The organism is Streptomyces olivochromogenes, assembly GCF_021538895.1.
GTDB classification, from domain to species: domain Bacteria; phylum Actinomycetota; class Actinomycetes; order Streptomycetales; family Streptomycetaceae; genus Streptomyces; species Streptomyces olivochromogenes_A.
The window spans coordinates 46,020-68,218 of sequence record NZ_JADDRL010000019.1 but is presented as its reverse complement, the minus strand read 5'-3'; the positions used below and the strand labels follow the sequence as shown (position 1 = coordinate 68,218).

The following is a 22,199-nucleotide window of genomic DNA, read 5'->3' as shown; positions in this document are numbered from 1 at the left end:
AATGGCACGAGCCCGGCTGCTCTTCACCGACACAGTTCCATGATGGTGTCGTCGAAGTCCGGGAACTCGTGAGTGGCCTGCTCGATGACGACGGTTCCCGGTTGCTTCCGGTCGGCTGCGAATCGTTCCGCGACGGCGATCAATTCCTGGTTGGGGCGAGGGGCCCAGTCGGGCTCGTACGAGGTGGCCGCTTCGAGAGCGCCGCAGCCGTCGGCCAGCAGCCACAGGAAGGCAGCCAGATCGCGCGCCACCACACCGGTCTCTCCCTCGGAACCCAGAAAGACCACCGGCTGGTCGACGAGCGGGCGTTGTGGGCGGATCAGCCAGAACGCCGCGTATCCGCCCGTGCCGTCTTGGCCGAACACCCGGAAGGCGTCACCGTTCAACTCCCTGTTCCTGGTCCAGGCCCGGAACCAGGCAGTGGTCTCCTCCTTGGACAAGAACGCCGGGAAGGCCTCGAATTCGACCCCTTGGCCGTCGTCGTAGTCGAACGGAAGCGCCAGCGCGGCGGCGAGTGCGGCAGGGAACCGCCGGTCTTCGTCGGGAATCACGCGGACAGGTTGCCAGACCCGGTTGCGCGACCCTCCGAACGGGTGCGGCGTAGCCGCTACGCTCGGCCCATGTCTTCCCTTCAGGCGGATGCCTCGTAGATCCCCGCGCGAGCTGAGGGCCACCGTGCCCGGCGGGCCAATTGGTGGTGCCCTGAGCGCACTTCTCATCAGTGCGTGTCCCGGGCCGCCGACGTGTGCTGACACGCACACGTACCTCTTCGCCGATGGCCTCGACCTGGTGGCCCGCAGCGACAGCAGGATGGTCGGCCTCGGCCCGCGCCGACTGCTCCGCCCGGGCGGACCTCTCTATCCGACGGACATGCCGCGCACCGTGGATGTGGCGGTCGAGGAGTTGTCAGAGCCGGTGTCGGACAGCTTGACCATCCGGATTCAGCTCCGGGGCGAGACGGTCATCTGGTCCGACCTGATGTACTCGGGCGTCGACGGCAGGGTCGTCGAGGAGGTGCGCTTCCGCCTGGAGCAGTATCTGGGTGAGGTCGAGCGGGCATACGCGGCGCTGAAGGACCGTGTCATGTTCGGTCGGCTCGACGACTCACGCCGCCGAGCCGACCGTCGGGTTCGCAACGGGGCGGGCGGTGGCGGTCAGCAGCCTCCGCAGTTGTAGTAGAGGACGTCCCAGTGGCTGCCCTCGTCCGCGTAGATGTTGCCGGAACCGGAGCGCCACTGCGGGGCGCCGTCGCCGCGCAGGCCGATGTAGGTGAAGTTGTTCTTGATGTAGTTCCCGACACAGGTGTACTTGCTGTAGTCGAGCTTGTAGCCGTTCCAGTGCGAGTACGTGCCGGAGGCGTGACCGGTCTCCGTACCCCCGGTGATGTTGAGGGCGCAGCCGCTGGCGCGCTTGAGGGTCTGGGCGCCCTGGGCGGTGGCGAGGTTGAGCTGCTCGAAGGACGTGCACGTCGAGTTGTTGCGGTTGGAGCAGTTGCCGGAGGACGACCACGTGATGCCGACGTCGCGGAACATCTGGGTGGCGGTCGCGTGGCTGATCTTGGTGACGGCGAAGGCGTCGGTGGCGGTGCCGAGGACGGCGACGCCGGGGGCGACGATCAGAGCGAGTGCGGTCAGGGCGGCGCGGGTCTTGGTGATCCTTCGGGTGGCCTTCATGGGAACCCTTCCTGCGGTCGGCCGAGCTTCCTCTGGGGCGGCTGTGCAGGCGGTGCAGACAGATGGTGCCGGAGGTCTACGCGTGTCCGCCAGAGGACGGAACGGACGTCGCGACAAAGGGCTGTCCAGGACGGACCCGACGCCGTGCTCGCACCGGACCGGTGCGGAACGCGACGTACAGTTGGCCCATGGCCCGGCCCCGGCAATTCGACGAAGAAGAGGTCGTGAAAGCCGCCCGCGACCAGTTCTGGTCGGTGGGCTACAACGGCACTTCCATGGACGACCTGAGCGCCGCGACAGGCCTGGGCCGAGGGAGTTTGTACGGGGCTTTCGGCGACAAGCACGGGCTGTTCCTGGCGGCTCTCGACAGTTACAACGGCGACGCGCTGGAAGCCTGGCGCACGGCCCTGGGCGGCCCGGGCCCCGCCCTGCCCAAGCTGGAGCTGCATGTACGCAACGTCGCCGAAGTCATCACCGGGGACGTGGAGCAGCGCGGCTGCATGATGGCCAAGAGCGCGGCGGAACTGTCATCCGTCGACGAGGACGTGGCAGAGCGCGTCGCCGCGGTCATCAGCGGGCTGCACAGCACGCTGCGGGACTGCATCGCGCAAGCCCAGGGCGAGGGTTCGCTGGCCGCTGACGCGGAGGCGGACAGCCTCGCCAGTCTGCTCCTGGCCGTGCTGCGGGGGCTTGAGGCGCTGGGCAAGGCGGGAGCCACCCCGGAGGTCGTCAACGGGGCCGCGGTGCAGGCCTTGGCGCTCCTTCCCCGGGATTCGACGGAGTAGCACGCTCCCGGGACCGCGTCCGGAGCTACCAGGGACGGACGAGGACGGTGCCGACCTTGCCGGGCCGTACCGCATGCTCCACGGCCTCGGCCAGCTCGCCGAGGCCGTACGTGGCGGCCACGTCGAACTGATCCCTGAGCCCCCGCGCGATCTGCCCGGCGGTGGCGACGTCGGACGCCCGCCTCTCGGGGGAGGCCTCGGACAGCCACCGGCTGATGTTCTTGCCCCGCAGTGTCAGCGACTTGCCCACCAGTGTCGAGGCGTGTACCGAGATCGGCTCCTCGGCGATCAGCCCGTAGCTGATCAACTTCCCGCCCGGGGTCAGCAGGTCGAGAAGGCTCTCCGCCAGCTTCCCGCCGATCGCGTCGAACGCCACGCTGACCGGACGGCCGTCGGCCGCCCTGCGGACCTCGTCGGCCCATCCCGGATGCTCTGTCGCCACGACGGGCACCTCAGGGAACCGCTCGCGCAGCCCGGCGGCACCGTGCTCACTGCGGACGACGTTGACGAGCGCCAGGCCGTGGAACCGGGACACGCCCGTCACCAGCCGCCCGACCGACGAACCCGCGGCGGTCTGCACCAGAACACCGTCATATCCGAGAGCGAGGTGCTCCTCGGCCTCACGCCTCAGCATCACGGCGGTGAGCGGATTGACCAGCATCTGCGCGGCGACGTCGTCCGACAGCTCGTCCGGTACGGCGACGACCCGCTCGGCATCCGCGACGATCCACTGGGACCAGGCTCCCGGCTGGGGGAAGACCGATACGCGGCCGCCGACCTTGACGTCCGGCGCCACCGGCGTGTCCGGGCCGATCGCCTCCACCACTCCAGTGGCCTCGATTCCCGCCGGTACCGGCTTCGCGGCCGCTCCCGGGTAGGCAGCGACCGCCAGGAGATCACCGGGGTGTACCGGGAAGGCCGTGGTGCGAATGAGGACCTGGCCGCGCTCCGGCGGCGCCGGTTCCGGCTCCTCGACGACGGTCAGGACTTCGGCGGGCGAGCCGCCACGGGAGTAGACGGCACGGCGGTTCATCGGACCCTCCTGTGCACATTGATGGGTGAGGCTCGCTCGAGGCGTCAGTCGACGTCCTGCAGCAGCAGGTGCTTCGCGCTGAGCGGACCGTCGAGCTGCATCAGTCGCCCGCCCTCGCGCAGCCCGCCGAGGTCCAGCGCGGCGAATCCGAACTGATCCAGCAAGTCGGCCACGGCCGCCTTCGCGTCGGCGTCGTCCCCCGTGTAGAAGGCCACCTGCCTACCTTCCGCATGCCGAGGCTCCGCGGCGATGAACGCGCCGTACAAGGTGTTGAGAGCCTTCACGACCCGGGCGCCGGGAAGGTGGCGGGCCACCCACTCGCTGCCCGTGAGATCGCCGACGTCGTACCTGCCCTGGTACGGGTTGGCCGTCGCGAACTGATTCGTCGCGTCGACGACGATCTTCCCGGACCAGTCGGTGAGATCCGTCAGCTCCGGCACGGCGGAGAACGGCACCGAGAGGAAGACGAGCTCCGGCTTCGCCGCGTCCTCGGCCGTCACCGCGCGGGCGTTCGGCCCCAGCCTGCCCACGAGGGCCGCGAGGGTCTCGGGGCCCCTGCGGTTGCCGATGAGTACCTCATGGCCATGATGGACGGCCTTGTCGGCCACCGCCTGTCCCACCTCTCCTGCGCCGAGCACGCCGATGGTGCGGTGTGTGGTCATGATGCTCTTCCCTGATTTACCCAGTTTTGTACCGTTTTGATAATAACTCTCACCAGGCCGAGCCGGATGCTCGCCGCGCATAGGGTGGTGCGGTCATCGACGAGTTCGCGGAGGCGGAAGCCGTGGAGATCACCGTCCAGTGGATACGGACGTCCTGGACGAAGGAGTCCCGGGGAGGAGCCGCCGCCGCACGCAGGAACGCGGCTCCGGTCGGCTTCAGGCTCCCTGTCGTGGCACCTTCCCTCGCCCACGTGGTGCGCATGCACGAGCGAGACGACTTCGAGCCGTACGACGGTCAGGAAGCCTTGCGCAGCGTCAACGTCCAGCTCCGCGAGACCGACGGCCGACTCCGGGTCCAGCCCCGGGTGGATCCCCTGTTCGCCATACCGCCCCGGCCGCGCAGGCCCCCGGCTGTGCGCCTGGCCCCGGGGCAGTGGGTCCGCTGGCAGCTCAACTACCGCTTCAGCAGTGCCGCGGGGGTGCGGGACTGGTCGTACTGGATGGACACCTTCAACATCGCCTACGGCCCGGTCGGCGCCGATGTGTTCTTGGCGGCGCCCACCGTGCACGTCGACGAGCGCGGATCACTCCGCTAGCTCTGCTCCGGCGCTTTCCCGCGTGCGACGCGGAATCCGACGTCGTCGACGCGGAACGTGGGGTGGCTGCGGCGCCGTACGGAGGCCCGGCAACTCCAGTGTTCGTCGAACCAGCCGCCCCCGCGCAGCACCCGATAGCTGCCGTAGACCTCGGCGTCGTAGACGTCCCAGCACCACTCCCACACGTTGCCGAGCATGTCGTGGAAGCCCCACGGGTTGGGCCGCTTACCGCCCACCTCGTGGATGCGGTCGTGGGAGTTGCCGCGATGCCAGGCGATCTCGTCCAGGGGCCCGTAGCGCGGTCCGGTCGTGCCGGCCCGGCAGGCGTACTCCCACTCCGCTTCGCTCGGCAGCCGGTAACCGTCCGCGAAGGCGTCCCATTCGATGTCATCGCCCTCCGCCCGGAAGTGGTAGGCGGGCGTGAGCCCGTCCTTGTGGGACAGGGTGTTGCAGAAGCGGACCGCATCCCACCACGAGACCCCCTCGACGGGCAGCCGGTCCCCCTGGGCGGTGCCTGGACGCAGGCCGGTGACCTGCGCGTACACCGCTTGAGTGATCGGGTACCTGGTGATCTGACAGGGCGCGACCTCAACCGTCCAACTGCGCTCCGTCCGCCGGTCCGACAGCGTGACCTGCCCCGCCGGAACGGCGATCATCTCGTACTCGACACCCACATCCATGAGGACACTTCTACTCCATGCCCGGTCCGGCGAGATCATCGCCGGTCGCGCTCACGGTGCCGGCGCCGCCGGGCACGTCGCGCCCTCGGCCGGGAGCCGTCCGGTGAGCAGATAGCGGCTGCCGTGTCGGTCCATGCAGGCGTTGCCGTCGAACAGGTACTGGCCGTGGTTGCCGCCGCCCGCGACGACGAGACCGGAACCGGTCAGTGCCTGGTGCATGCGGCGTGCGCCCACGACGGGGGTCGCCGCATCGTCCTTCGCCTGGAGCAGCAGAACCGGCGGCACGTGCGCCGAGCCGATCTTCACGGGGCGTGCCGTCGGGGCCTTCCAGAACGCGCACGGCGCGCTGTACCAGCTGTTCAGCCAGGCGAACAGCGGGGACTTGGGGGCTGCCGCAGCAGTCTCCCGGTGCCAGGTCGCCCAGTCGCGGGGCCAGGCGTCGTCCACGCAGTTGTAGGCGAGCCGGGCCGGGACAACGCTGCCGAGGGCGAGCTGGTCGGTGGTGCCGACCAGGGCGCTCGCATCCCCGCGCCGGTAATCGGCGACGGGCTGGGCCACGTCCGCCCACTCCAGATCCGTGTACATGCCGGAAGCGAGCAGATCGTCGAGTTCCGCGCTGCCCGCCCTGCCCCCGGCGGGGTGAGCATCCAGCTTCTTGCGGACGGCGTCCCACGTGGCCGACACCTTCGCCGCGCTCGTGCCCAGGTGATAGGTCTCGTCCTTCTTGGCCACCCACGCGAAGAACTGCTCGGCCCGATGCTGAAGCGCCGGATCCTGCTCGTACTGCGAGGCATAGGTGGTGACGGTCGGATCGACGACGCTGTCCAGGATCATGCGGCCGGTGTGCGACGGGAAGAGGGTCGCGTACGTGGCGCCGAGCCTCGTTCCGTACGAATACCCGAGGTAGTCCATCTTGTCGCGGCCCAGCGCGGCACGGATCCGGTCCATGTCGCGTGCCGCGTTCTCGGTGGTGATGTACGGCAGCAGGTCCTTGGCCTTCGCGTAGCACTGCTCGGCGACCTTGCGGGCCACGGTGCGCCGCGCCTGCTCCTGCGCATCCGTCGTGGGCGTGTACGGCCCGGCCGGATGCTTGATCAGCCGCCTCGTGTCCCCGCAGGACACGGGGGTGCTGGCGCCGACGCCGCGCGGGTCGAAGCTGACCACGTTGTACTTCGCGCTGACGTCCGCGGGCAGCTGACTCCACACCAACTGGGCCGTGCCGATACCCGGTTCACCCGGCCCGCCCGGGTTGACCACGAGGGTGCGCGGGGCGTTCGCGTCACCGGCCACCGACAGGGTGAGCTTGATCTGCCGACCGCGTGGACGGGCGTAGTCGAGGGGGACCTTGAGGGTGGTGCAGTACGTACCGCGCGGCGCTTCGGAGCCCGCGGGGCAGGTGGACCAGTGCGGGGCCGCGGGCCCGGTGGCCGTGGCTGCCGGCGCCGCGTCGGCCACCTGCGGGCCGGCGACGGTGACGAGCCCGAACGCGGCAGCGACGGCCGCACCACGTCGTACGAGAAGAGAGGTCGCGCTGGGCAAGGCTTCCTGCTTTCACGTCGGTTCTGCTGCTGACGGAAAGCAAGATGAGGCGGAGGGCCCTGGGGTTGTGTCACGGCGAGGATGTCCCTGCCCCGGAGCGGCGTTGGCGCGTTTTCCCCCTGTCGCACGGCTACGCCTCCCTCATCCGGATCCGATGAGGGAGGCGGCGTGCATCGGTCCGAAGCGATGTACGCGGCGTGGGGTCAGCGCGGCGCGGTGGACACCGCGCGGGGCCGGGCGGGCGGGGAGCCGTTCACGGCCGCGTCGTACAGACGCTGGATGTCGGAGCCGAAGTACGGGCTGTAGGAGATGTCGGCGGTGGGCCCGCCGGTCTTCCAGCCACCTATGCTGCCGACCACGTCACCGGTCCCGGTACGGGAGTTGAAGTTCGCCAGGTATGGGCCGCCGCTGGTACCCGACCGGTAGTCGTCGCAGGCGATCCGCAGGTACGACCCGGGCGTGCCGTCCGTCGGCGTGAAGCGGGTCGTGGAGTTGGTGCAGGTCAGCGGCTGCTGGTCGGCGTTCGGATAGCCGATCAGCCGGATGCGGTCAAACGCGTAACCCCGCCCGGTGGCAAGGGTGTTGGCACCCACGACGTCCTGGGCCTTCTTGCCGTCGCTGCGTGCCCCGACCTGAGCGAAGGCCACGTCCCACGGGGCACCCTTTGTGTGGCCGCGGTCGTAGTAGCGCTGATCGATCCAGACCCGGCTGCGACCCCGGGAGTCGATGGCCACCGGGAAGATGCCGTGCGGTCGCGGGTTGGCCGCCGTCCACTGCGGTACGAACGCCATCGCGCCGCCGCCGGCCCTGCCGTCCATGCAGTGGCCCGCGGTCAGCACGATGTTGTGGTTCCGGCTCTTGATCACACTCGCGGTGCAGAAGTACGAGCCGCTGCCGCGCTGCATGTACATCCGCCCGATCATCGCCAGCCCGCCGAAGTGCGAGCTCCGCGGGCCGACACCGGACACACCGGCACCGGCGCCAGCGCCTTCGGGCCTCGACACCGCGCCGCGGTCCGACAACGCCCGCTGGGACAAAGGCCTTTCAGCCGCCGAGGATTCGCCACCCCCGATCGGCTTCGCCTCGGCCATACGCCGGCTGGTCCAGAACCGCTCCGCTGCCGCAGCCGTCCACCGCGGCCCCTCGGCAACGGAGGCAGGCCTCTTGGAAGTTGCGGCGGTGGACACCCCGGGAGCGTCCGCGGCGTCGGCCGTGCCCACCACGGTCATCGGTGTGATCAGGCCGACGACGGTGCCCGCGGACGCCATGAGAAGAGCACCGCGCCGGCCTGCACGGTGCTTGGACGAACTGGACAACTCGTTGGGTCTCTTCACGCGGTGTGTTCCTTCGGTAGGCGACAGGACAGAACGAGCAGACGATATGGGACGGATGCTCGATGATCGAACTATTTGCCGATCGCGGGTGAGCGACATCACGGAGCGGCGCCGACCGCGGAGCCAAGCCCGACTGATCCTGTGCGACCCGTTCGAAACTGCCTGGTGAAAACCCCCAACGAAATGGGGGAGTTGTTCGTGATGCCGGGTGAGGGGATCGGAGGGGATGTGGCCGAATGGTCAACGCTGCTGTCCGAGTTGGCGCGGGAGCGCGGCGCGGAGCTGAACCAGTACGGCTTCCTGCTGTGCGGCGACCGCGCGGAGGCGGCCGACCTGGTTCAGGAGGCTCTGGTACGGGTGCTCAGGAGGCAGTCCGGCATGTCAGAGGGGCGACTCAATTACGCCACTTGCAGTCAGAAATCGCTTCTGCAACATCCGTTAGTGGCGTTGCGATGTCGTGTCTTGCCAAGTGTTTTTGCGTAGTGGCACGGTGTGCTATGAAGCATGGCGGGTCAGTGCACGGCGGAAGACGGCAAGGTATCCCCAAGCCCGACGTCGTGACTCGTTCTGCCGTGAGCGACATGGACTGGTGGACAGGCATGAGCATGCAAGCCACATGGTGCAATCGGGTGATGAGTCACGCTGCCTTATTCCGCAGGACCCGGATGTTGACGTCTGTTGCGGACGGCGCGGAAGCGCCACGTGTGGCGTACGTGCTGACACCTGATGAAGCACCAGAGGAGCTGATGTGACCATGGCGGAAAATCCCATGTACTCAAGGCACCGTCTTGCTCAGCGCCTGAGGCGAGGCCGGGAAGAGGCCGAACTCACTCAGCAGCAGGTCGCGGAGTCGTTCGGTTGGAGTCCTTCCAAGGTCATCAGGATCGAAAGCGGGGCGAAGCCCGTCAGTGTGCCTGACGCCATGGTCCTGATGACCAAATACGGAATCGCCGGAGATGAGGCGGACAGATTCGTCGAGTTGGCCAGGGCCGCCCGGCAGCCTTCCTGGTACGCGGGGTACAAAGCGATCATGTCCCCGGAGTTCGAAGCGTTTCTCGCCTACGAGGAATCCGCTTCGATCGTTCGAGACTTCGCACGGAACGTAATTCCTGGACTGTTGCAGACCGAAGAATATACCGAGGCGCTGATGGAGTCCTTCGGCGTGGCGGAGGACGAAAGCAGGATGCGTGTCGAGCTGCGTATGAAGCGTCAGAAGGTGCTGGACACCTCGGCGCAGTTCTTCTACATCCTCGACGAGGCCGCGCTCCGGCGGCAGGTCGGATCCGCGACCACCATGCAGCAGCAGTACGAGGTCTTGGTTGCGGCCAACGAGCGGCCGAATGTGACCGTGAAGTTCGTTCCGTTCAAGGTGGGGGTGTACCCGCTCTTCCGGAGCCCGTATACGATCTTCGAGTTCCCGGACAGTGATGACCTTGTGGCCTATCTGGAAAAACCGGAGACCGAGGAACTGCTGAGCGAGAAGACTCCGAGGTCCGGCAGGCAGAGTCCGTCCGACTACTTGGACGCGTTCTGGCGGGTGGAGCACTCGCTCGCGCTGGATATCAGCGAAGGTGACTGGCTGTGATCGCGCGGCGAGGCTGTTCAGTCATCGAGGATTTACCGTGGTGCTGCACCGATGAACACGGCCCAGGTATCCCTGTCAAACGTAATGTGGGCGCCGTGGGGAAGCTTGGAATCCCTGACCCGTATGCGTCGGCCCTGCGCCACTTCAAGGCAAGCGCCGACGGGTTCACTGTACGAACTCTTGCGCCAGCAAGGCTTGTTCTCGGGCTTCACGAACACCCCCGTAGCCCCCACGAATACCCTCATCAGAAATCATTCGGCTTGCCGAGTATGGGAGGTTTTTCCCTGTATGGCAAGGCGCGTTTTCCGACAGTTTCGCTCGTGGGGAGGCTGTCGGGAATAGAGGTACATAACAGGAAACAGTGAAAGGAGGGGAGCCACCAGGCCTAGCCGGCAAGCATCCGGCCTGGGGCTCCCTGCAGAGCGCTCCCTCGTGGATCGGGAAGGCAGCACCCTGAGATGGATTCTAATCACTCAACCGGCCAACTGGTGCGAGAACACTGGGACAGGTGGGGACGGACGATGGCTGGCCACGCCGTACGTGGCGCGTGTTCCGCAGCCGGAGGCGCCATTATTTCCTTCATAGTCTGGTGGCTGAAGAACCGGTAGCGGCAACTTCGGCCATCGAAGTGTCACTTCGTCAATGTCGACCGAGTGCTCAACCGGCACCCTGCTCGACGTTGAGATGGATGGGCCCGCGCAGAACCGGGCTTCGCCGGTACGGCGGAGGGTCGGTGACCAGGCTGGGGCGGTCGAGTCGGCGTACCAGCTCGGTCAGGGCGATCTGGGTTTCCAGGCGGGCCAGTGGACCGCCGAAGCACAGGTGGATGCCGCTGCCGAAGCCGAGGTGCTGGTTGTCACGCCGGTCGGGGTCGAAGCGGTCGGGATCGTGGAAGCGGTTCGGATCGCGGCTGCCCGAGGCCAGCATGAGCATGATCTGCGAGCCCTTGGGGATGACGGTGTCGCCGACGGCGATGTCGCTGTACGCCGCCCGCCAGGGAATGATGTGCACCGGCGGCTCGTAGCGCAGCAGTTCCTCGACCAGCGGGACGACCAGGCCCGGTTCGTCGCGCAGCCGCTGCAGCACTTCCGGATGGCGCAGCAGCGTCAGCATGCCGTTGGTGATGAGGTTGACGGTGGTCTCGTGGCCGGCGATCAGCAACAGGTTGGCCGTGGCGACGATCTCGGCGTCGGTCATCCGCCCGTCCGGCCCGTCGTCGTTGGCCAGCCGCGACAACAGGTCGTCCCCCGGCCGGCCGTGGCGTTGCTCCAGCAGCCCGCCGATGTACTCGCGCAGGTCCTGGCGGGCCCGCACGCCGTTCTCCAGCTTCTCCTTCGGGTCGATCTTGGGGTCGTAGTCGATCGAGTTGATGATGTCGTTCACCCACAGCCGGAATCTCGGCTCGTCCTCGCGTGGCACGCCGAGCAGGTGGCAGATCACCGTGACGGGGAACGGGTAGGCGAAGTCGTCGACGATGTCGATCTGCTCCTTGCCCGCGAAGTCGTCGATCAGACCGCTGACGATGGCGGTCAGGTCGCCCTGCATGCCGGCCACCATCCCCGGGGTGTGCGGGGGGCCGAAGTGGCGCATCGCCATGCGCCGCAGGCGGTCGTGCTCGGGCGGGTCGACGTTGATGAACGCCGGCGTGCCTCCCCCCTCGGCGGAGGGCATCGGGCGGGCCAGATTGCGGACGTCGGAGCTCAGGTGCGGGTCGTGCAGTAGCTGAGTGAGCTCACGATATGTGCTGACGACGTAGCTGCCGTCCTCCTGCCGGGCCACCGGCGTCTCACGCAGCTCGGCATACAGCGGGTAAGGGTCGGCCCGGGACGAGTAGTCGAGGATCCGGCGCAGCGTGCCGGGCATCTCGGTCGTGGTCATCTGGCTCTCCCTCCTACCGGTGGTACTGCGCGGCCGTGACCCGCCGCTCACCGGGGTCATGTCCGGTGACGACCACCGTGGCGCCCTGCGCGAGCAGGGTGGGGCCGGGGAAGTCGACGGGCACCGGCTTCATGTCGACGGGCTGGTCGGGTGTGGGGCAGGGCGGCGGGAAGGGTGCGGCCGTCTCGATCAGCTTCCGGTAGTGGTCCAGCCACTTCGCGTTGTTGAAGCTCACCGCCGCGGTCACGCGGCCCCGATAGCCGTACGCGGCGACGAAACGGCGGTCGGACACCGATCCCTGGGAGACGACGACCTCGTCGGCGAAGGTCGGTACGCCGACGGACTTGATGTTGACGCCGAACTGGATCGACCAGAACACCGGGATGGACAGATGGGGCCAGCGGTCCGCCTGGCCGCTCACCATGTTGTGGGCCGCGACCTGGGCCTGCTCCACGGCGTTGGCCCAGTGTTCCAGCGAGATGAGCCGGTACTCGTAGATCGGGTTCGGGCAGCGTGCCACGTCTCCGGCGACGAAGATGTCGTCGGTGATCAGGCCGTTGAGGTCCAGGGCACGGCAGCCCGTGTCGCAGGCGATTCCCCAGACGCCCGCCGCCAGGCCCGAGTCCCGCAGCCACTCGGTGTTGCGGATGCCGCCGAGTGCCACCACCGCCACGTCGGCGTCGATCGTGCTGCCGTCGTCGAAGTGAGCACGGCGGAACCGTCCCTGCGCGTCGCCCTCCAGCCGGGTGACCTTGACGCCGCAGCGCAGATCGACGCCGTGAGCGCGCTGCATGTCCGCCGCGACGTCACCGATCATGGCACCGAGCGCTCCGACGAGTGGGGCGGGCGCGAGTTCGGCGACGGTCACCGGGATGTCCCGCTCGCGGCAGATGGAGGCGATCTCGGAGCCGGTGAATCCCGCACCGATGACCAGGACGCGGGAGGGTCCGGCGGCGAGGGCTCGCTGCAGGCCCTCGGCGTGCTCGCGGGTGCGCACGACGAACACTCCGTCCAGGGCCGCCTCGCTCTCGACGAACCACGGCCGGGCCCGCACCCCCGTGGAGATCAACACGCGGTCGAAGGGAATCTCTCGTCCGTCGGCGAGACGCACATGGTTGGTCGCGAGGTCCAGCCCGCTGGCCGGCACACCCAGCAGCCACTCCGCATTGATGTCACGACGTCGCGGCAGCGTGGTGTCCCCGGCCGACACCCATCCGGTCAGGACCTGCTTGGACAGGGGAGGCCGGTCATAGGGTTCGCCGAGCTCGTCGCCGATCATGGTCAGCGATCCGGTGAAACCCTCGTCGCGCAGGGCCTCCGCGGCCCGCAGCCCGGCCAGTGACGCCCCTACGACCACAATGCGGCCGTCGCGCTTGAACGCTCGCAGGTTGTCGGCGCTGGTCATGACGCAGACGCCTCAGCCGGTACGTCCCGTCCCTCCAACTGGTCCACCAGAATCGCCTGGACCGGGCAGGCCGCCGCGGCCCGCAGCACCTGCTCGCGCTGGGCGTCGTCGGGGTTCGGGTCGTACATCAGCGCTTCCTCGCCGTGCATCCGGAATGCGTCCGGAGCCAGGAAAGCGCACTGCGCATACCCTTCACATCGGGAAAGATCAACGACAATTCTCATCCCGACCTCCACGGGGACTGCGAACTGCGGACCCTGCGAAGTGCGAGGGCGTGCGGTGCACCGCGCTCGTCGGGTCTCCACAGAAAGAAAAGAATTGATCGTCACGAATGAGGCGACCGGCGTCTGTAATTCCGCCCAGAGAACCTGATCTTGCTGCCAAAAGCGTATCCCGGGGGCACTTCACCCGCACCCCGGCCGCCATTCACCCGGGCGCCGCGTGCCCATGCGGCGGGGACCGCGTACTTCGTCGATTCTGTAGAAGTGATGTGGCTGGAGTGACCCGGTGTGCGGGTCGCTCCCGTCTCGTGGTGCCGGTCGGGATGGCGGCTGCGATCGGTGCGGTTCTTCGATGTGCCGGAGGCGCGCATGGGCAAGGTGCTGGGTGATGTGCTGGGCTTGGCGGCCGGTGTCGCGGTCAGTCCGCTCCCGATCGTCGCCATCATCATCGTGCTGGCGACGCCTCGCGCACGCCTGAACGGGTTGGTGTTCGCCACCGGCTGGGTGGTGGGTCTGTCTGGCCTGGGCGTCGTGATGCTGCTGATCGGCGGCCACGAGAGCGCCGACAGCCACGGGAAGCCGGCTGACTGGGTGGGGGCTCTCAAGCTCGCCCTGGGGTTGGCCCTGGTTGTCTTCGCCGCGAGGCTGTGGCGTCATCGCCCTGTCGAGGCCACGCAGGCACAGTTGCCTCGATGGATGGCCGCGATCGACCACTTCACACCGGTCAAGATCTTCCTCCTCGCCCTCCTGCTGTCGGCCGGGAACCTGAAGAACGCCCCGCTGACGATTGCCGCGGCAGCGTCCATCAGCTCGTCCGGCCTGCCGGTCGCGGAGCAGATCGCCGCGCTGGCGATCTTCGTCGTCATCGCTTCCCTCGGGCTGCTGACGCCGCTGGCGGTCTTCCTGGTGCTGGGTGAGCGGGCGAAGAACATGCTGGGGAACTGGAAGGAATGGGCCGCGCGGCACAACATGGCCATCATGGCGGTGCTGTTCTTCGTGTTCGGGCTGAAGCTGCTCGGGGACGGCATCGACGTACTGGTTTCCTGATCATGTCGGCTTCGGCCGCCGAAGGTGTCGCGGCCAGTGGTGTCACGCGTGCGCGGTCGCGGCCCGGTCCCGAAGTGGGGGCGGACTGCCGAGGCGACGGGCCAGCGTCGGTTGCTGCGCCGCCACGGCGCCCGCGCTGATGCTGATCGCGACGGCGACACACACCACGATCAACCACGACAGCATGATGAACACCGAGCCGAGGGAGCCGTACTCGGCGAGGGCGTGGTTGAGTGCCCGGGGCAGATACAACCGTGCGGTCACGGTCAGCGCGGTGAGGGCGACCGCTGTGATCACCGCGCCGGGCAACAGGGGTTTCCAGCCGATCAGGCCGCCGAGCAGCAGGTGCTGGGTCCACCACCACAGCCCCGTCAGACCCACCAGCGTGACCGGGATCCCCAGCCAGGCCCCGACACCGAACCCGTCGCGCATCGGGCCTTGTACCAGCAGTGCCCCCAACCACAACACGAGCCAGGCCAGCCACCGCCAGGGGGCGATTCTGGTCCCCGCCCGGGGAATCTCCCAGGCCCGTTTGCACAGCCGCTGCATCGCCCTGCTCATCGCGGTGGCCGAGAGCAGCACCATGAGCCCGCCCACCACGCCGGTCGCCTGCCGCAGATTGCCCGTCGTGGGAGTGAGCGCCTGTACGAGCTGGGCGTTCGCGGCACCGGTGATCCCGAAGACCGTACGGACGGACGTGATGAGCTGCTGCCGGACCGCGGGCGGGGCGTACGCGCCGACCACGAAGAGCAGCGGAACCGCGGTCAGGAAACACTGCGCCGCGAGGCGAGTGGCGGAGTCGAAGATGTTCACCGAGACCATGCGGTCCAGGAGGTGGGTGATCACCGGAAACCGGGTCGTCGCGCGGGCGTGCGCGTCCCGGGCGGAGGTCACCAGCCGATGTGTCCACCTCTGTCGACGGGACACGTCGGCGGCCTGGCGCTGCGGGTGGATCATGCCCCCCGGCGGCACCCTCCCGCTACTGGGCATGTCGTGCTCCTTCCTCTCCCCAGAGTGGGGGACAGGGCCCTCCGGAGCACGTCGGACGAAGCCCCCGCCGCGGCCGGGCCGCGACGGGGGCAAGGGTGGGCGGAGCCGCCGTCAGCCGCTGTGCACACCCACCTCGTAGAGCGAATATCCCCACTGGGTCCCGCGTTCCGTGCCCGTGACGCGGACGTAGCGGGCCGGTGTGCCGGCGAACCGCGCCGTGTCGAGTCCGCCGTCACCGGCGGTGGTCGACCAGACGGTCTGCCAGTTCACGCCGTCCGTCGAGAGGTCGATGTGGTACGACTTCCCGTACGCGCGCTCCCAGTCGAGCGTGACCTGTCCGACGCGGTGGGTCGAGCCCAGGTCGAGCTGCAGCCACTGGCCGTCGCTCCAGTCGCTGGCCCAGCGGGTGTCCCGCCGGCCGTCCACCGCGCGGCCCGGCGCATAACTGGTGAACGGGTTCCACTCGGCCGAGCTGGCCGTGGCCGGCGCCCCCTGGGCGAGGTTGACTCCCGCCTGGTGCTGCTCGGTCGCTCCCCAGGTGTGCAGGTAGGACTCGGCACCCCGGAAGAGGTCGTCCACCACGTCCTGGCCGCCGACGAGCCGGATGTCCTCGATCCAGTCCGGCACCAGGCCGTAGTGCGCGGCTCCGTCGGTGTTGAGGTCCCAGGTGCGCTTGCCGGTCGTCTGCCGGTCGATGAGGGAGCCGCCGTCGACGCTGCGGAAGGGGTACTTGACGGGGTTGGGGGTGTCCGCGCCACGGGGCCCGGGCCAGCCGCCGACGCCGTTCATGTCCGTACCGTAGCCGTACCCGACGTGGTACTTGTCGCGGAGCGCGTCCGTGCGCTTGGCCTCGGCGCTGAAGCCCTCGGAGCCGTGCATGTACTGGGCGATGAAGCCGCCGAGGCCGTAGACCCGCTCGGTCCAGTTGAGGTCCATCCAGCTGTGCGAGGAGATCACGCCGGGGTAGGAGTCGGACTCGAATATGTCGAGCGCGCGGCCGGCGGCCTTGACGCTCATGTGGTCGATCTCCAGCATCATCTTGCGCTTCATCATGCCGCGGACGGCGTACTCACCCAGGTCGGTGAGCCCGCGGACATTGCACTGTGCGTCGGAGGCGTACGAGGGAACCGCCACGCCCGCCGGGAGCTTCGCCTCGGCGCCGGGGGCCGCCGCGTTGCCGATGGGGTTGTCGTGCTGGGGGCCCGTGCACTTCTCGGTCTTCCAGAAGGTGCCGGTCGACAGGAACTGCCCGACGTTGATCGCCGTTCCGAGGCCGCCCGAGTCGAAGCGCACTCCGCACAGCGCGTTGTCGAACTTGTGGCAGAGGAACATGCTGCGCACGCCGAGTGAGTACAGCTCGTCCAGGCCCGCGTCGATGTCGTGCTTGTCGCACTGCGCGATGTCCAGGATCTGCTTGCAGCCGAAGGGCTCGGAGGTCTCGACGCCGAGTATGACCGCCAGCTTGCCCTGTTCGATGACATGGCGGGCCTGCGTGCTGTCGGTGACGATGCGGAACCAGCCCTTGCCCGGGCCGCCGTACATCTTGTCGATGTAGGCCTGGAGGTCGTACGTCAGCTTCGCCTGCAGCCGGATGGACGTCATCTCGTCGCAGCTGCGGTCCTTGAAGAAGTACACCGAGCAGATCACGCCGTTGGTGACGAGGTCGTTGACGAGCACCCGCTGACCGCCGCGCCAGGCGCGTTCCACCCAGGCGTAGTAGTTCTGCTGGTGGGTCAGTGAATCGTGCGCGGGCCAGTCCTTGAAGGTGGGCCAGCCGACCGGGTCGTGTCGGCCGTCGCCGCCCTTGGTGATGAAGTCGAAGATGGCCAGCGAGCCGTCGGGGTAGTGCTCGGGGCAGTCCTTGAGCGCGTCGGCGATGCCCGCCTCGGAGAAGGTCTTGCCGCAGATCAGACGTCCGCCGAAGCCTTCGTTGGCGAACATGTGGTCGTGCGCGTCGACGAATCCCCGCACCTCGCCCTTGGCGTTGGTGCCGGTGAACGGCTCGCCGGTGACATTGATGTCGGAGTCGGGAACGGGGCGTGAAGTGGGATTCCACCAGTCGTTCGACGCCGCCGTACTCGGCGTGGGGCCCAGGATCATGGCCAGCACGAGGAGGAGCAACGACACGGAGGCGACGTGCCTGTGGCGTCGGTACGGATTTCTGCTCACGGTCACAACCCACGTCCCTTGGTCGGGGGGATGGCGGTCGACGGACAAGGGTCGTCCGGGGTCCACAAAGGTCCGGATTGTCATGTCCTTCACAAACAGTTCGGCCATGAGGATCGCCAGTACGGCCTTCAACGTCAAGGGTCTTGCCGCAGCTGATTACGATCAGTCTCACAAGCGGTGAGGCGCACACGGCGGCTGGTTCAGCGAAGGGCCGCGGTCCGGCCGTGCTCCCAGCTTCCCGGCGATCGTGGTCAGCGCCTGCCGGCTCGGGCCAGCGCCTGCTCCGCCTGGGCGGCCAGGGTGCCGACCAGATCGGCGGCGGACGGCAGGTCGTCGATGAGGTCGACGGCCTCGCTCGCCCACTGCGGCAACGCGGGGATCTCGCCGCGTACCACGGCGTCCTGGTACGCCTGTTGGGCATCGGGGTCGGCCGAGAGTTCGCTCTCCCGGCCGCGCCATCCGTCGAGGAACGGGTGGGCGAGGGTGCGCGCGGTGTACCGCGCCGGCCACCGCGAGCCGCGGGCGATGTCCAGCACCCGGTTGCGCTCGGTGTCCTCACCGCGCCCCTCGACGATCGCCCTGGCGGTCGAGTCGGCGACGAGGGCTTCGGCCGTGGCCTGGAAGCGGGTTCCGAGCAGTGCTCCAGCGGCCCCCAGGGCCAGGGCGGCCGCCACGCCGCGGCCGTCGGCGATCCCGCCCGCCGCCAGCACCGGCACCGGCGCCGCCAGGTCCACCACGACGGGCACGAACGGCAGCGTGGACCGTCCGCGCCGGGCGCCGTGCCCGCCGGCTTCGGTGCCCTGAGCCACGATCACATCGGCGCCCAGATCCACCGCCCTGCGGGCCTCCTCCAGGTCGGTGACCTGAAGGATCAGCGCCGTACCCGCGCTGCGGACGCGCTCCACGAAGGGACCGGGGTCGCCGAAGGACAGCATCACCGCCGACGGGTCGTGCTCCAGCGCCCGCGCGATCGCGTCGTCGTCGACTGCCCACGTCTGGAAGCCGATACCCCAAGGCTTCCCGGCGCCTTCCTCGGCCAGCAAGGGTAGTTCGCGGGCCAGCCAGTCCCGGTCGCCGTTCCCGCTGCCCAGCAGCCCCAGGCCGCCGCCGCGCGAAACGGCCGCCGTCAGTGCGCCACCGGCCGAACCGCCCATCGGGGCCAGGGCGATCGGATGCTCCACACCGAACAGTTCCGTGAACGCCGTTGACAGCCCCATGAGCGCAATCCTCTCCCACCCGCCATGCCGGTCGCAGCGAATTCGGTTTGGCGAGTTCCTTGGGCACCCTTCGTTGATCACGGTCGCGTGAAGGTCGTGAGCGTCCTGTGGGGACGGGAACCCCGGTCATGGATGTGCCGTCCTGCGACGTGACCACAGCTTGTTGAGGGGAAGGACCTCCATGCACATGCGCGCCCGTGTCTCCACCACCGCTGCCGTCTTCGCCCTGTCGGCGCTGGCCCTGACGGGCTGCGGGAACAGCGACGACGACAGCAAGGCGTCCGCGAGCGCTTCCACCTCCACGTCCGCGTCTTCCGAGTCCGACTCGGCCGCCCCGACGTCGAAGGAGACCGGCTCGAACGGAACCGCGACCGGCGGGCAGACCGCGATCCCGACCACGGCCGGCAACAACGGCGGCGGTGACGTGTCGGCGTGCACGACGAAGAACACCCAACTCCGCTTCGTCCAGGCCGCGCGGCACGCCGGCGAGCAGCGACCGGCACAGGGCACCATCGAGGTCACCAACACCTCGAAGACGACCTGCACGATCGTCGGCGCGGTCACGCTGACGGCCAAGGACGACCAGGACAAGGCCGACCCCGTCCAGACGGACAACACGGCCGGCGGCACGGACGCCGTCGACGTCAAGCCCGGTGCCAAGGCGCGGGCGTCGGTGGCCTACACCGACCTGAACTTCGACGGCAGCCCGTCGGGCCGGGAGGTCTGCGCGGTACAGGCATCCAAGGTCGAGATCGCCCTGCCGAAGGACGTGTCCCGCACCGTCAAGGTGACCAAGGACAGCGGGGCGCCGGGCTCCTTCAACGTGTGCGGGAAGGACGTACGACTCTCCGCCTTCAAGGCTTCCTGACGGGGCGTCGGCCGCCGGAACGGACGGGCCGGGTTCACCGAGCGACGGGCCGTCAGCCGGCCCATCGCGGAACCGTGAGCTCCGGCCACTGCTCCTTCCAGCGGGCGTTCGTGCCGGCGCCGTCCGGATCGGTCATTCTCGGCGCGGGCCGACGCTGCGAACCCACACCGGAAAGGGAGTTGCCGTCTCCTGCGTTGACTGATCATCCGCGTCTTCAAGGTCTGACCAGGGAATGACACCCGGCTCCCGGTCGCTCAGGAAGCCATCAATGACAGGACCGAGGTCGGCAGTCGGCGCATAGGCTCCGCCGAAGGGCAGCTCGTCCGCGGCCACCGACCCGGTTGAGCACCGGAGTTGCCCGGCCTGCTCGTCGTGCCACACGTAGAACGTCGCCACCCCGGAGAAGTCCATGTCCCGGATACGGAGCCGGATGCCTTCGGCGGTCTGCTCGAAGGCAGCGACCACCTCTGACACCGACAAGGCCCGCCTGTCCTCGTCCTTCGCGCCCAACCGCCAGGTGTTGGTCTCCCGCTCCACCCGCCGGTCAGCCGGATCCAGTACCAGTGGCTCGTCCGCCACTTCGGCGATCCAGGTCAACAGCATCCCAGCAGTATCCCGGCATCCTCCGGTCACCAGGAACCACCACCGGCTAATCCGATGGCACACTCACGCTTCCGGCGACCAGACTGCACCGGTGAACACCCCGCCGTCGCCAGGCCCACTGCCCCCTGTACCAGTGCCGGACCCGCGCACCCGCGACGTCGTTCTCGACGTTGCGGGCATGCACGCCCTGGTTGCCGGCCTGGTCGTGCCCGGCGACGCGTCGACGTACGTCATGAGCGCGTTGGAAACCGCCCGCGAGCTCATCCGGCACTCCTACTACCGGTACGAGTTCGCCACCGTCGCCGTCACGCACTCCCTGTTCGCCTTGGAGCACGCCCTCGTCGAGCGCCTGGCCGTCAACGAACCACTCCAGGACCTGATCGAGCAGGCCACCGACACAGGACTCATCCCGGCCGAGCTCGCCGCCGAACTCGACTGCGGCCGACTTCTGCGCGACAGGCTTACGCAGGGTGCCGTAACTAGTGCCGCCCTCAGCCCGGTCAGGGCCATCGACCTGGTGCGTGCCGTCTTCGACGCCGTTGCTGCGCTGCTTCGTTCACCATCGGCGGCTGACGATGCAGATGCCGCTGACCGGCTCACTCGGCTGTGGGAGGAGCACCGGCTCGCACCGTTCCCGGCAAGCTTCCGCGGTGTGGACATCGAGGGCGTGGAACTGATCCTCCTGGACGCCGATGTCGCCGGCCTCGTGCAGAGAGAACTGAAAGCCGGACTCGACGACAGCGGCGTTGCCATCCTCTGGGCCTGCGTCGCCGACCTCGACAAGATCGTACCGCTGATCAACGAACAGTACTGCGTCTCGTACTTCATGAGGCTTCGAACGGCGGCCAAACTGGTAGCAGCGCGCCACGTCCCTCCGGCGAGCTGACAACCGCAGGTTGATAGAGACAGGGACCAGTCAGCTGGGTTCGGTCTGCCAGCGGGCTCGTACCACTCCGTCGGCATCAGGCATGACAGCGGTGAACAGAGGCACACGCTCATCGGCATACATGGACAGGAGCGCCGCGGCAGCGACATCGGCACCGGAGATCCGGGCGGCCAGCCGCGGGAAGTCGTCCTCGTCGGCGACAGCGCTGTGGAGTCGGCCGGCGGTGTCCTGCCAGACACATTCGACGAGTCCCTCGGCGGGGAATGCGGCGAGGACCGCGTCCACGTCGTCGGACAGGCCCGGCCACACGGCCAGACGGACACGGGGAGCGAGCCCGGCGCGAACCGTGTCGACGGTGTCGGGGGAGAGGCGGTGCCATCGTGTGACGCCGTCGATGTACGTCTCCTCCAGGGTTCCGGCGCGGCCGGTGGCGACGGCCGCGCGCAGACAGGCCCAGAAGTCGTCGTCGCCGGGCCGCTGGACGCCCTCCGGATCAGTCTCCACGGCGTACGGGGAGGCATCCAGGCGTTCCGCGAACAGCCCGAGCTCTCGGGTTCGGGCCAGCGCCCCCTCGCAGAGTCGGCCGCTGCCGATGTAGAGGTACTGGTCCCATCCGACGTGTACGGCGAACGCGCCCTCGGCCTCCAGCCGGCACCAGGCGCCGCTCTCGCGCAGCATGACTCGCACCAGCTCCAGCGCGACACCGAGCGGCACCTCCGCTCCGTCGTGGAAGCCGGTGAGGCCGTTCGGAAAGAGCCCGTCGAGCCCAAAGCCGTCCTGGAGCGGCTCGACACCGAAGTGCACGAGGGACGGAATCCCCGGTTCGCGTACGGACAGTCGGTCGATGCCGACCTCCACGGCGAACGCCTCGACCGCTTGAAGATAGGCCCCCTCGACCTGGCCGTGATCGCTCACCGTGTCCTCGGTACCGATGTAGGACCCGTTATCGTCGCGGTCGGCGGGGTCGTACTTGGTGACGCGGAAGATGTGGGGAAGCTGCACCTTCCCATCCTCCGGCATGCTCCACC

At 68.5% G+C, this 22,199-nt stretch carries 24 protein-coding genes; 8 read left to right on the top strand and 16 right to left on the bottom strand.

The features are described 5' to 3' along the window. Positions 1-23: 23 nt before the first annotated feature. Positions 24-551, bottom strand: a complete 528-nt coding sequence (locus IPZ69_RS12325) for an SMI1/KNR4 family protein (RefSeq protein WP_235454116.1) — start codon at positions 549-551, stop codon at positions 24-26. Positions 552-789: 238 nt separating this feature from the next. Here IPZ69_RS12325 and IPZ69_RS12320 point away from each other — a divergent pair, with 238 nt between their 5' ends. Then, complete coding sequence (locus IPZ69_RS12320) at positions 790-1,176, top strand: hypothetical protein (RefSeq protein WP_235454115.1); 387 nt, start codon at positions 790-792, stop codon at positions 1,174-1,176. Here the strand turns inward: IPZ69_RS12320 and IPZ69_RS12315 are convergent. Further along, entirely contained in the window at positions 1,155-1,673 is a 519-nt protein-coding gene (locus IPZ69_RS12315) for a hypothetical protein (RefSeq protein ID WP_235454114.1), read from the bottom strand. The two genes, IPZ69_RS12320 and IPZ69_RS12315, sit on opposite strands and share 22 nt — an antisense overlap. 188 nt (positions 1,674-1,861) lie before the next feature. On the opposite strand from IPZ69_RS12315, the gene IPZ69_RS12310 reads away from it, so the two are divergent. Beyond that, the gene (locus IPZ69_RS12310; protein WP_235454113.1) at positions 1,862-2,458 is read left to right on the top strand and encodes a TetR/AcrR family transcriptional regulator; all 597 of its coding nucleotides are present in this window, start codon (positions 1,862-1,864) and stop codon (positions 2,456-2,458) included. 25 nt (positions 2,459-2,483) lie between these two features. Here the strand turns inward: IPZ69_RS12310 and IPZ69_RS12305 are convergent, their stop codons facing one another. Then, a complete protein-coding gene (locus IPZ69_RS12305) occupies positions 2,484-3,491 on the bottom strand; it encodes a zinc-binding dehydrogenase (RefSeq protein ID WP_235454112.1) in 1,008 nt (335 codons plus the stop codon). A 44-nt stretch (positions 3,492-3,535) separates the two neighbouring features. Next, a complete protein-coding gene (locus tag IPZ69_RS12300; protein ID WP_235454111.1) occupies positions 3,536-4,153 on the bottom strand; it encodes an NADPH-dependent F420 reductase in 618 nt (205 codons plus the stop codon). 122 nt (positions 4,154-4,275) lie between these two features. On the opposite strand from IPZ69_RS12300, the gene IPZ69_RS12295 reads away from it, so the two are divergent. Beyond that, positions 4,276-4,749, top strand: a complete 474-nt coding sequence (locus IPZ69_RS12295) for a hypothetical protein (protein ID WP_235454110.1) — start codon at positions 4,276-4,278, stop codon at positions 4,747-4,749. On the opposite strand, the gene IPZ69_RS12290 is transcribed toward IPZ69_RS12295, so the two are convergent. The 3 genes from IPZ69_RS12290 to IPZ69_RS12280 form a co-directional block, all read right to left on the bottom strand. Further along, positions 4,746-5,429 carry a formylglycine-generating enzyme family protein gene (locus IPZ69_RS12290; RefSeq protein ID WP_235454109.1) on the bottom strand — a complete coding sequence of 228 codons (684 nt, stop codon included), beginning with the start codon at positions 5,427-5,429 and terminating at the stop codon, positions 4,746-4,748. The two genes, IPZ69_RS12295 and IPZ69_RS12290, sit on opposite strands and share 4 nt — an antisense overlap. A 51-nt stretch (positions 5,430-5,480) precedes the next feature. Further along, positions 5,481-6,968 (bottom strand): alpha/beta hydrolase, encoded by a 1,488-nt coding sequence (locus IPZ69_RS12285; RefSeq protein WP_235454108.1) that lies wholly within the window; start codon positions 6,966-6,968, stop codon positions 5,481-5,483. Between the two features lie 203 nt (positions 6,969-7,171). Next, complete coding sequence (locus IPZ69_RS12280) at positions 7,172-7,879, bottom strand: trypsin-like serine peptidase (protein ID WP_235454107.1); 708 nt, start codon at positions 7,877-7,879, stop codon at positions 7,172-7,174. Positions 7,880-8,467: 588 nt separating this feature from the next. Between IPZ69_RS12280 and IPZ69_RS12275 the strand changes: the two genes are divergently transcribed. Together IPZ69_RS12275 and IPZ69_RS12270 are read left to right on the top strand one after the other, a co-directional pair. Continuing rightward, a complete protein-coding gene (locus tag IPZ69_RS12275; RefSeq protein ID WP_235454106.1) occupies positions 8,468-8,785 on the top strand; it encodes a hypothetical protein in 318 nt (105 codons plus the stop codon). A gap of 271 nt (positions 8,786-9,056) precedes the next feature. Further along, positions 9,057-9,887, top strand: a complete 831-nt coding sequence (locus IPZ69_RS12270; protein WP_235454159.1) for a helix-turn-helix domain-containing protein — start codon at positions 9,057-9,059, stop codon at positions 9,885-9,887. Between the two features lie 32 nt (positions 9,888-9,919). Here IPZ69_RS12270 and IPZ69_RS12265 read toward each other — a convergent pair whose 3' ends face one another. The 4 genes from IPZ69_RS12265 to IPZ69_RS12250 all read right to left on the bottom strand — a co-directional run bounded on the left by IPZ69_RS12265 (position 9,920) and on the right by IPZ69_RS12250 (position 13,394). Beyond that, positions 9,920-10,132: a DUF397 domain-containing protein gene (locus IPZ69_RS12265; protein ID WP_235454105.1), complete on the bottom strand. Its 213-nt coding sequence runs from the start codon at positions 10,130-10,132 to the stop codon at positions 9,920-9,922. 412 nt (positions 10,133-10,544) lie between these two features. Then, on the bottom strand, positions 10,545-11,765 hold the full coding sequence (locus IPZ69_RS12260; protein WP_235454104.1) for a cytochrome P450: 1,221 nt from the start codon (positions 11,763-11,765) through the stop codon (positions 10,545-10,547). A gap of 13 nt (positions 11,766-11,778) precedes the next feature. After that, positions 11,779-13,170, bottom strand: coding sequence for an NAD(P)/FAD-dependent oxidoreductase (locus IPZ69_RS12255; protein WP_235454103.1), 1,392 nt, complete (start codon positions 13,168-13,170; stop codon positions 11,779-11,781). Beyond that, a complete protein-coding gene (locus IPZ69_RS12250) occupies positions 13,167-13,394 on the bottom strand; it encodes a ferredoxin (RefSeq protein ID WP_235454102.1) in 228 nt (75 codons plus the stop codon). The genes IPZ69_RS12255 and IPZ69_RS12250 overlap by 4 nt, the downstream gene beginning before the upstream one ends. Positions 13,395-13,760: 366 nt before the next feature. Between IPZ69_RS12250 and IPZ69_RS12245 the strand changes: the two genes are divergently transcribed. Beyond that, entirely contained in the window at positions 13,761-14,438 is a 678-nt protein-coding gene (locus tag IPZ69_RS12245; protein WP_235454101.1) for a GAP family protein, read from the top strand. A 42-nt stretch (positions 14,439-14,480) separates the two neighbouring features. Here the strand turns inward: IPZ69_RS12245 and IPZ69_RS12240 are convergent, their stop codons facing one another. The 3 genes from IPZ69_RS12240 to IPZ69_RS12230 form a co-directional block, all read right to left on the bottom strand. After that, complete coding sequence (locus tag IPZ69_RS12240) at positions 14,481-15,428, bottom strand: YhjD/YihY/BrkB family envelope integrity protein (protein WP_235454100.1); 948 nt, start codon at positions 15,426-15,428, stop codon at positions 14,481-14,483. 111 nt (positions 15,429-15,539) lie between these two features. Beyond that, entirely contained in the window at positions 15,540-17,528 is a 1,989-nt protein-coding gene (locus IPZ69_RS12235; protein ID WP_268834511.1) for a galactose-binding domain-containing protein, read from the bottom strand. 320 nt (positions 17,529-17,848) lie between these two features. After that, entirely contained in the window at positions 17,849-18,814 is a 966-nt protein-coding gene (locus IPZ69_RS12230; protein ID WP_235454098.1) for a nitronate monooxygenase, read from the bottom strand. A gap of 187 nt (positions 18,815-19,001) precedes the next feature. Here IPZ69_RS12230 and IPZ69_RS12225 point away from each other — a divergent pair, with 187 nt between their 5' ends. Then, positions 19,002-19,682 carry a DUF4232 domain-containing protein gene (locus IPZ69_RS12225; protein ID WP_235454097.1) on the top strand — a complete coding sequence of 227 codons (681 nt, stop codon included), beginning with the start codon at positions 19,002-19,004 and terminating at the stop codon, positions 19,680-19,682. A 132-nt stretch (positions 19,683-19,814) separates the two neighbouring features. On the opposite strand, the gene IPZ69_RS12220 is transcribed toward IPZ69_RS12225, so the two are convergent. Continuing rightward, entirely contained in the window at positions 19,815-20,285 is a 471-nt protein-coding gene (locus tag IPZ69_RS12220; protein ID WP_235454096.1) for a hypothetical protein, read from the bottom strand. A gap of 178 nt (positions 20,286-20,463) precedes the next feature. On the opposite strand from IPZ69_RS12220, the gene IPZ69_RS12215 reads away from it, so the two are divergent. Further along, a complete protein-coding gene (locus tag IPZ69_RS12215; RefSeq protein WP_235454095.1) occupies positions 20,464-21,171 on the top strand; it encodes a hypothetical protein in 708 nt (235 codons plus the stop codon). 30 nt (positions 21,172-21,201) lie between these two features. On the opposite strand, the gene IPZ69_RS12210 is transcribed toward IPZ69_RS12215, so the two are convergent. Further along, positions 21,202-22,173: an RNA-binding protein gene (locus IPZ69_RS12210; protein ID WP_235454094.1), complete on the bottom strand. Its 972-nt coding sequence runs from the start codon at positions 22,171-22,173 to the stop codon at positions 21,202-21,204. Positions 22,174-22,199: the final 26 nt, after the last annotated feature.

Bases quoted from the DNA above. Each gene is read 5' to 3' on its own strand.
- IPZ69_RS12225 (WP_235454097.1), top strand. From the start codon at position 19,002: ATGCGCGCCCGTGTCTCCACCACCGCTGCCGTCTTCGCCCTGTCGGCG.
- IPZ69_RS12260 (WP_235454104.1), bottom strand. From the start codon at position 11,765: ATGACCACGACCGAGATGCCCGGCACGCTGCGCCGGATCCTCGACTAC.
- IPZ69_RS12280 (WP_235454107.1), bottom strand. From the start codon at position 7,879: ATGTACATGCAGCGCGGCAGCGGCTCGTACTTCTGCACCGCGAGTGTG.
- IPZ69_RS12240 (WP_235454100.1), bottom strand. From the start codon at position 15,428: ATGCCCAGTAGCGGGAGGGTGCCGCCGGGGGGCATGATCCACCCGCAG.
- IPZ69_RS12250 (WP_235454102.1), bottom strand. From the start codon at position 13,394: ATGAGAATTGTCGTTGATCTTTCCCGATGTGAAGGGTATGCGCAGTGC.
- IPZ69_RS12220 (WP_235454096.1), bottom strand. From the start codon at position 20,285: ATGCTGTTGACCTGGATCGCCGAAGTGGCGGACGAGCCACTGGTACTG.
- IPZ69_RS12270 (WP_235454159.1), top strand. From the start codon at position 9,057: ATGGCGGAAAATCCCATGTACTCAAGGCACCGTCTTGCTCAGCGCCTG.
- IPZ69_RS12230 (WP_235454098.1), bottom strand. From the start codon at position 18,814: ATGGGGCTGTCAACGGCGTTCACGGAACTGTTCGGTGTGGAGCATCCG.
- IPZ69_RS12305 (WP_235454112.1), bottom strand. From the start codon at position 3,491: ATGAACCGCCGTGCCGTCTACTCCCGTGGCGGCTCGCCCGCCGAAGTC.
- IPZ69_RS12310 (WP_235454113.1), top strand. From the start codon at position 1,862: ATGGCCCGGCCCCGGCAATTCGACGAAGAAGAGGTCGTGAAAGCCGCC.
- IPZ69_RS12215 (WP_235454095.1), top strand. From the start codon at position 20,464: ATGCACGCCCTGGTTGCCGGCCTGGTCGTGCCCGGCGACGCGTCGACG.
- IPZ69_RS12290 (WP_235454109.1), bottom strand. From the start codon at position 5,429: ATGGATGTGGGTGTCGAGTACGAGATGATCGCCGTTCCGGCGGGGCAG.
- IPZ69_RS12265 (WP_235454105.1), bottom strand. From the start codon at position 10,132: ATGAGGGTATTCGTGGGGGCTACGGGGGTGTTCGTGAAGCCCGAGAAC.
- IPZ69_RS12315 (WP_235454114.1), bottom strand. From the start codon at position 1,673: ATGAAGGCCACCCGAAGGATCACCAAGACCCGCGCCGCCCTGACCGCA.
- IPZ69_RS12245 (WP_235454101.1), top strand. From the start codon at position 13,761: ATGGGCAAGGTGCTGGGTGATGTGCTGGGCTTGGCGGCCGGTGTCGCG.
- IPZ69_RS12235 (WP_268834511.1), bottom strand. From the start codon at position 17,528: ATGATCCTGGGCCCCACGCCGAGTACGGCGGCGTCGAACGACTGGTGG.
- IPZ69_RS12255 (WP_235454103.1), bottom strand. From the start codon at position 13,170: ATGACCAGCGCCGACAACCTGCGAGCGTTCAAGCGCGACGGCCGCATT.
- IPZ69_RS12300 (WP_235454111.1), bottom strand. From the start codon at position 4,153: ATGACCACACACCGCACCATCGGCGTGCTCGGCGCAGGAGAGGTGGGA.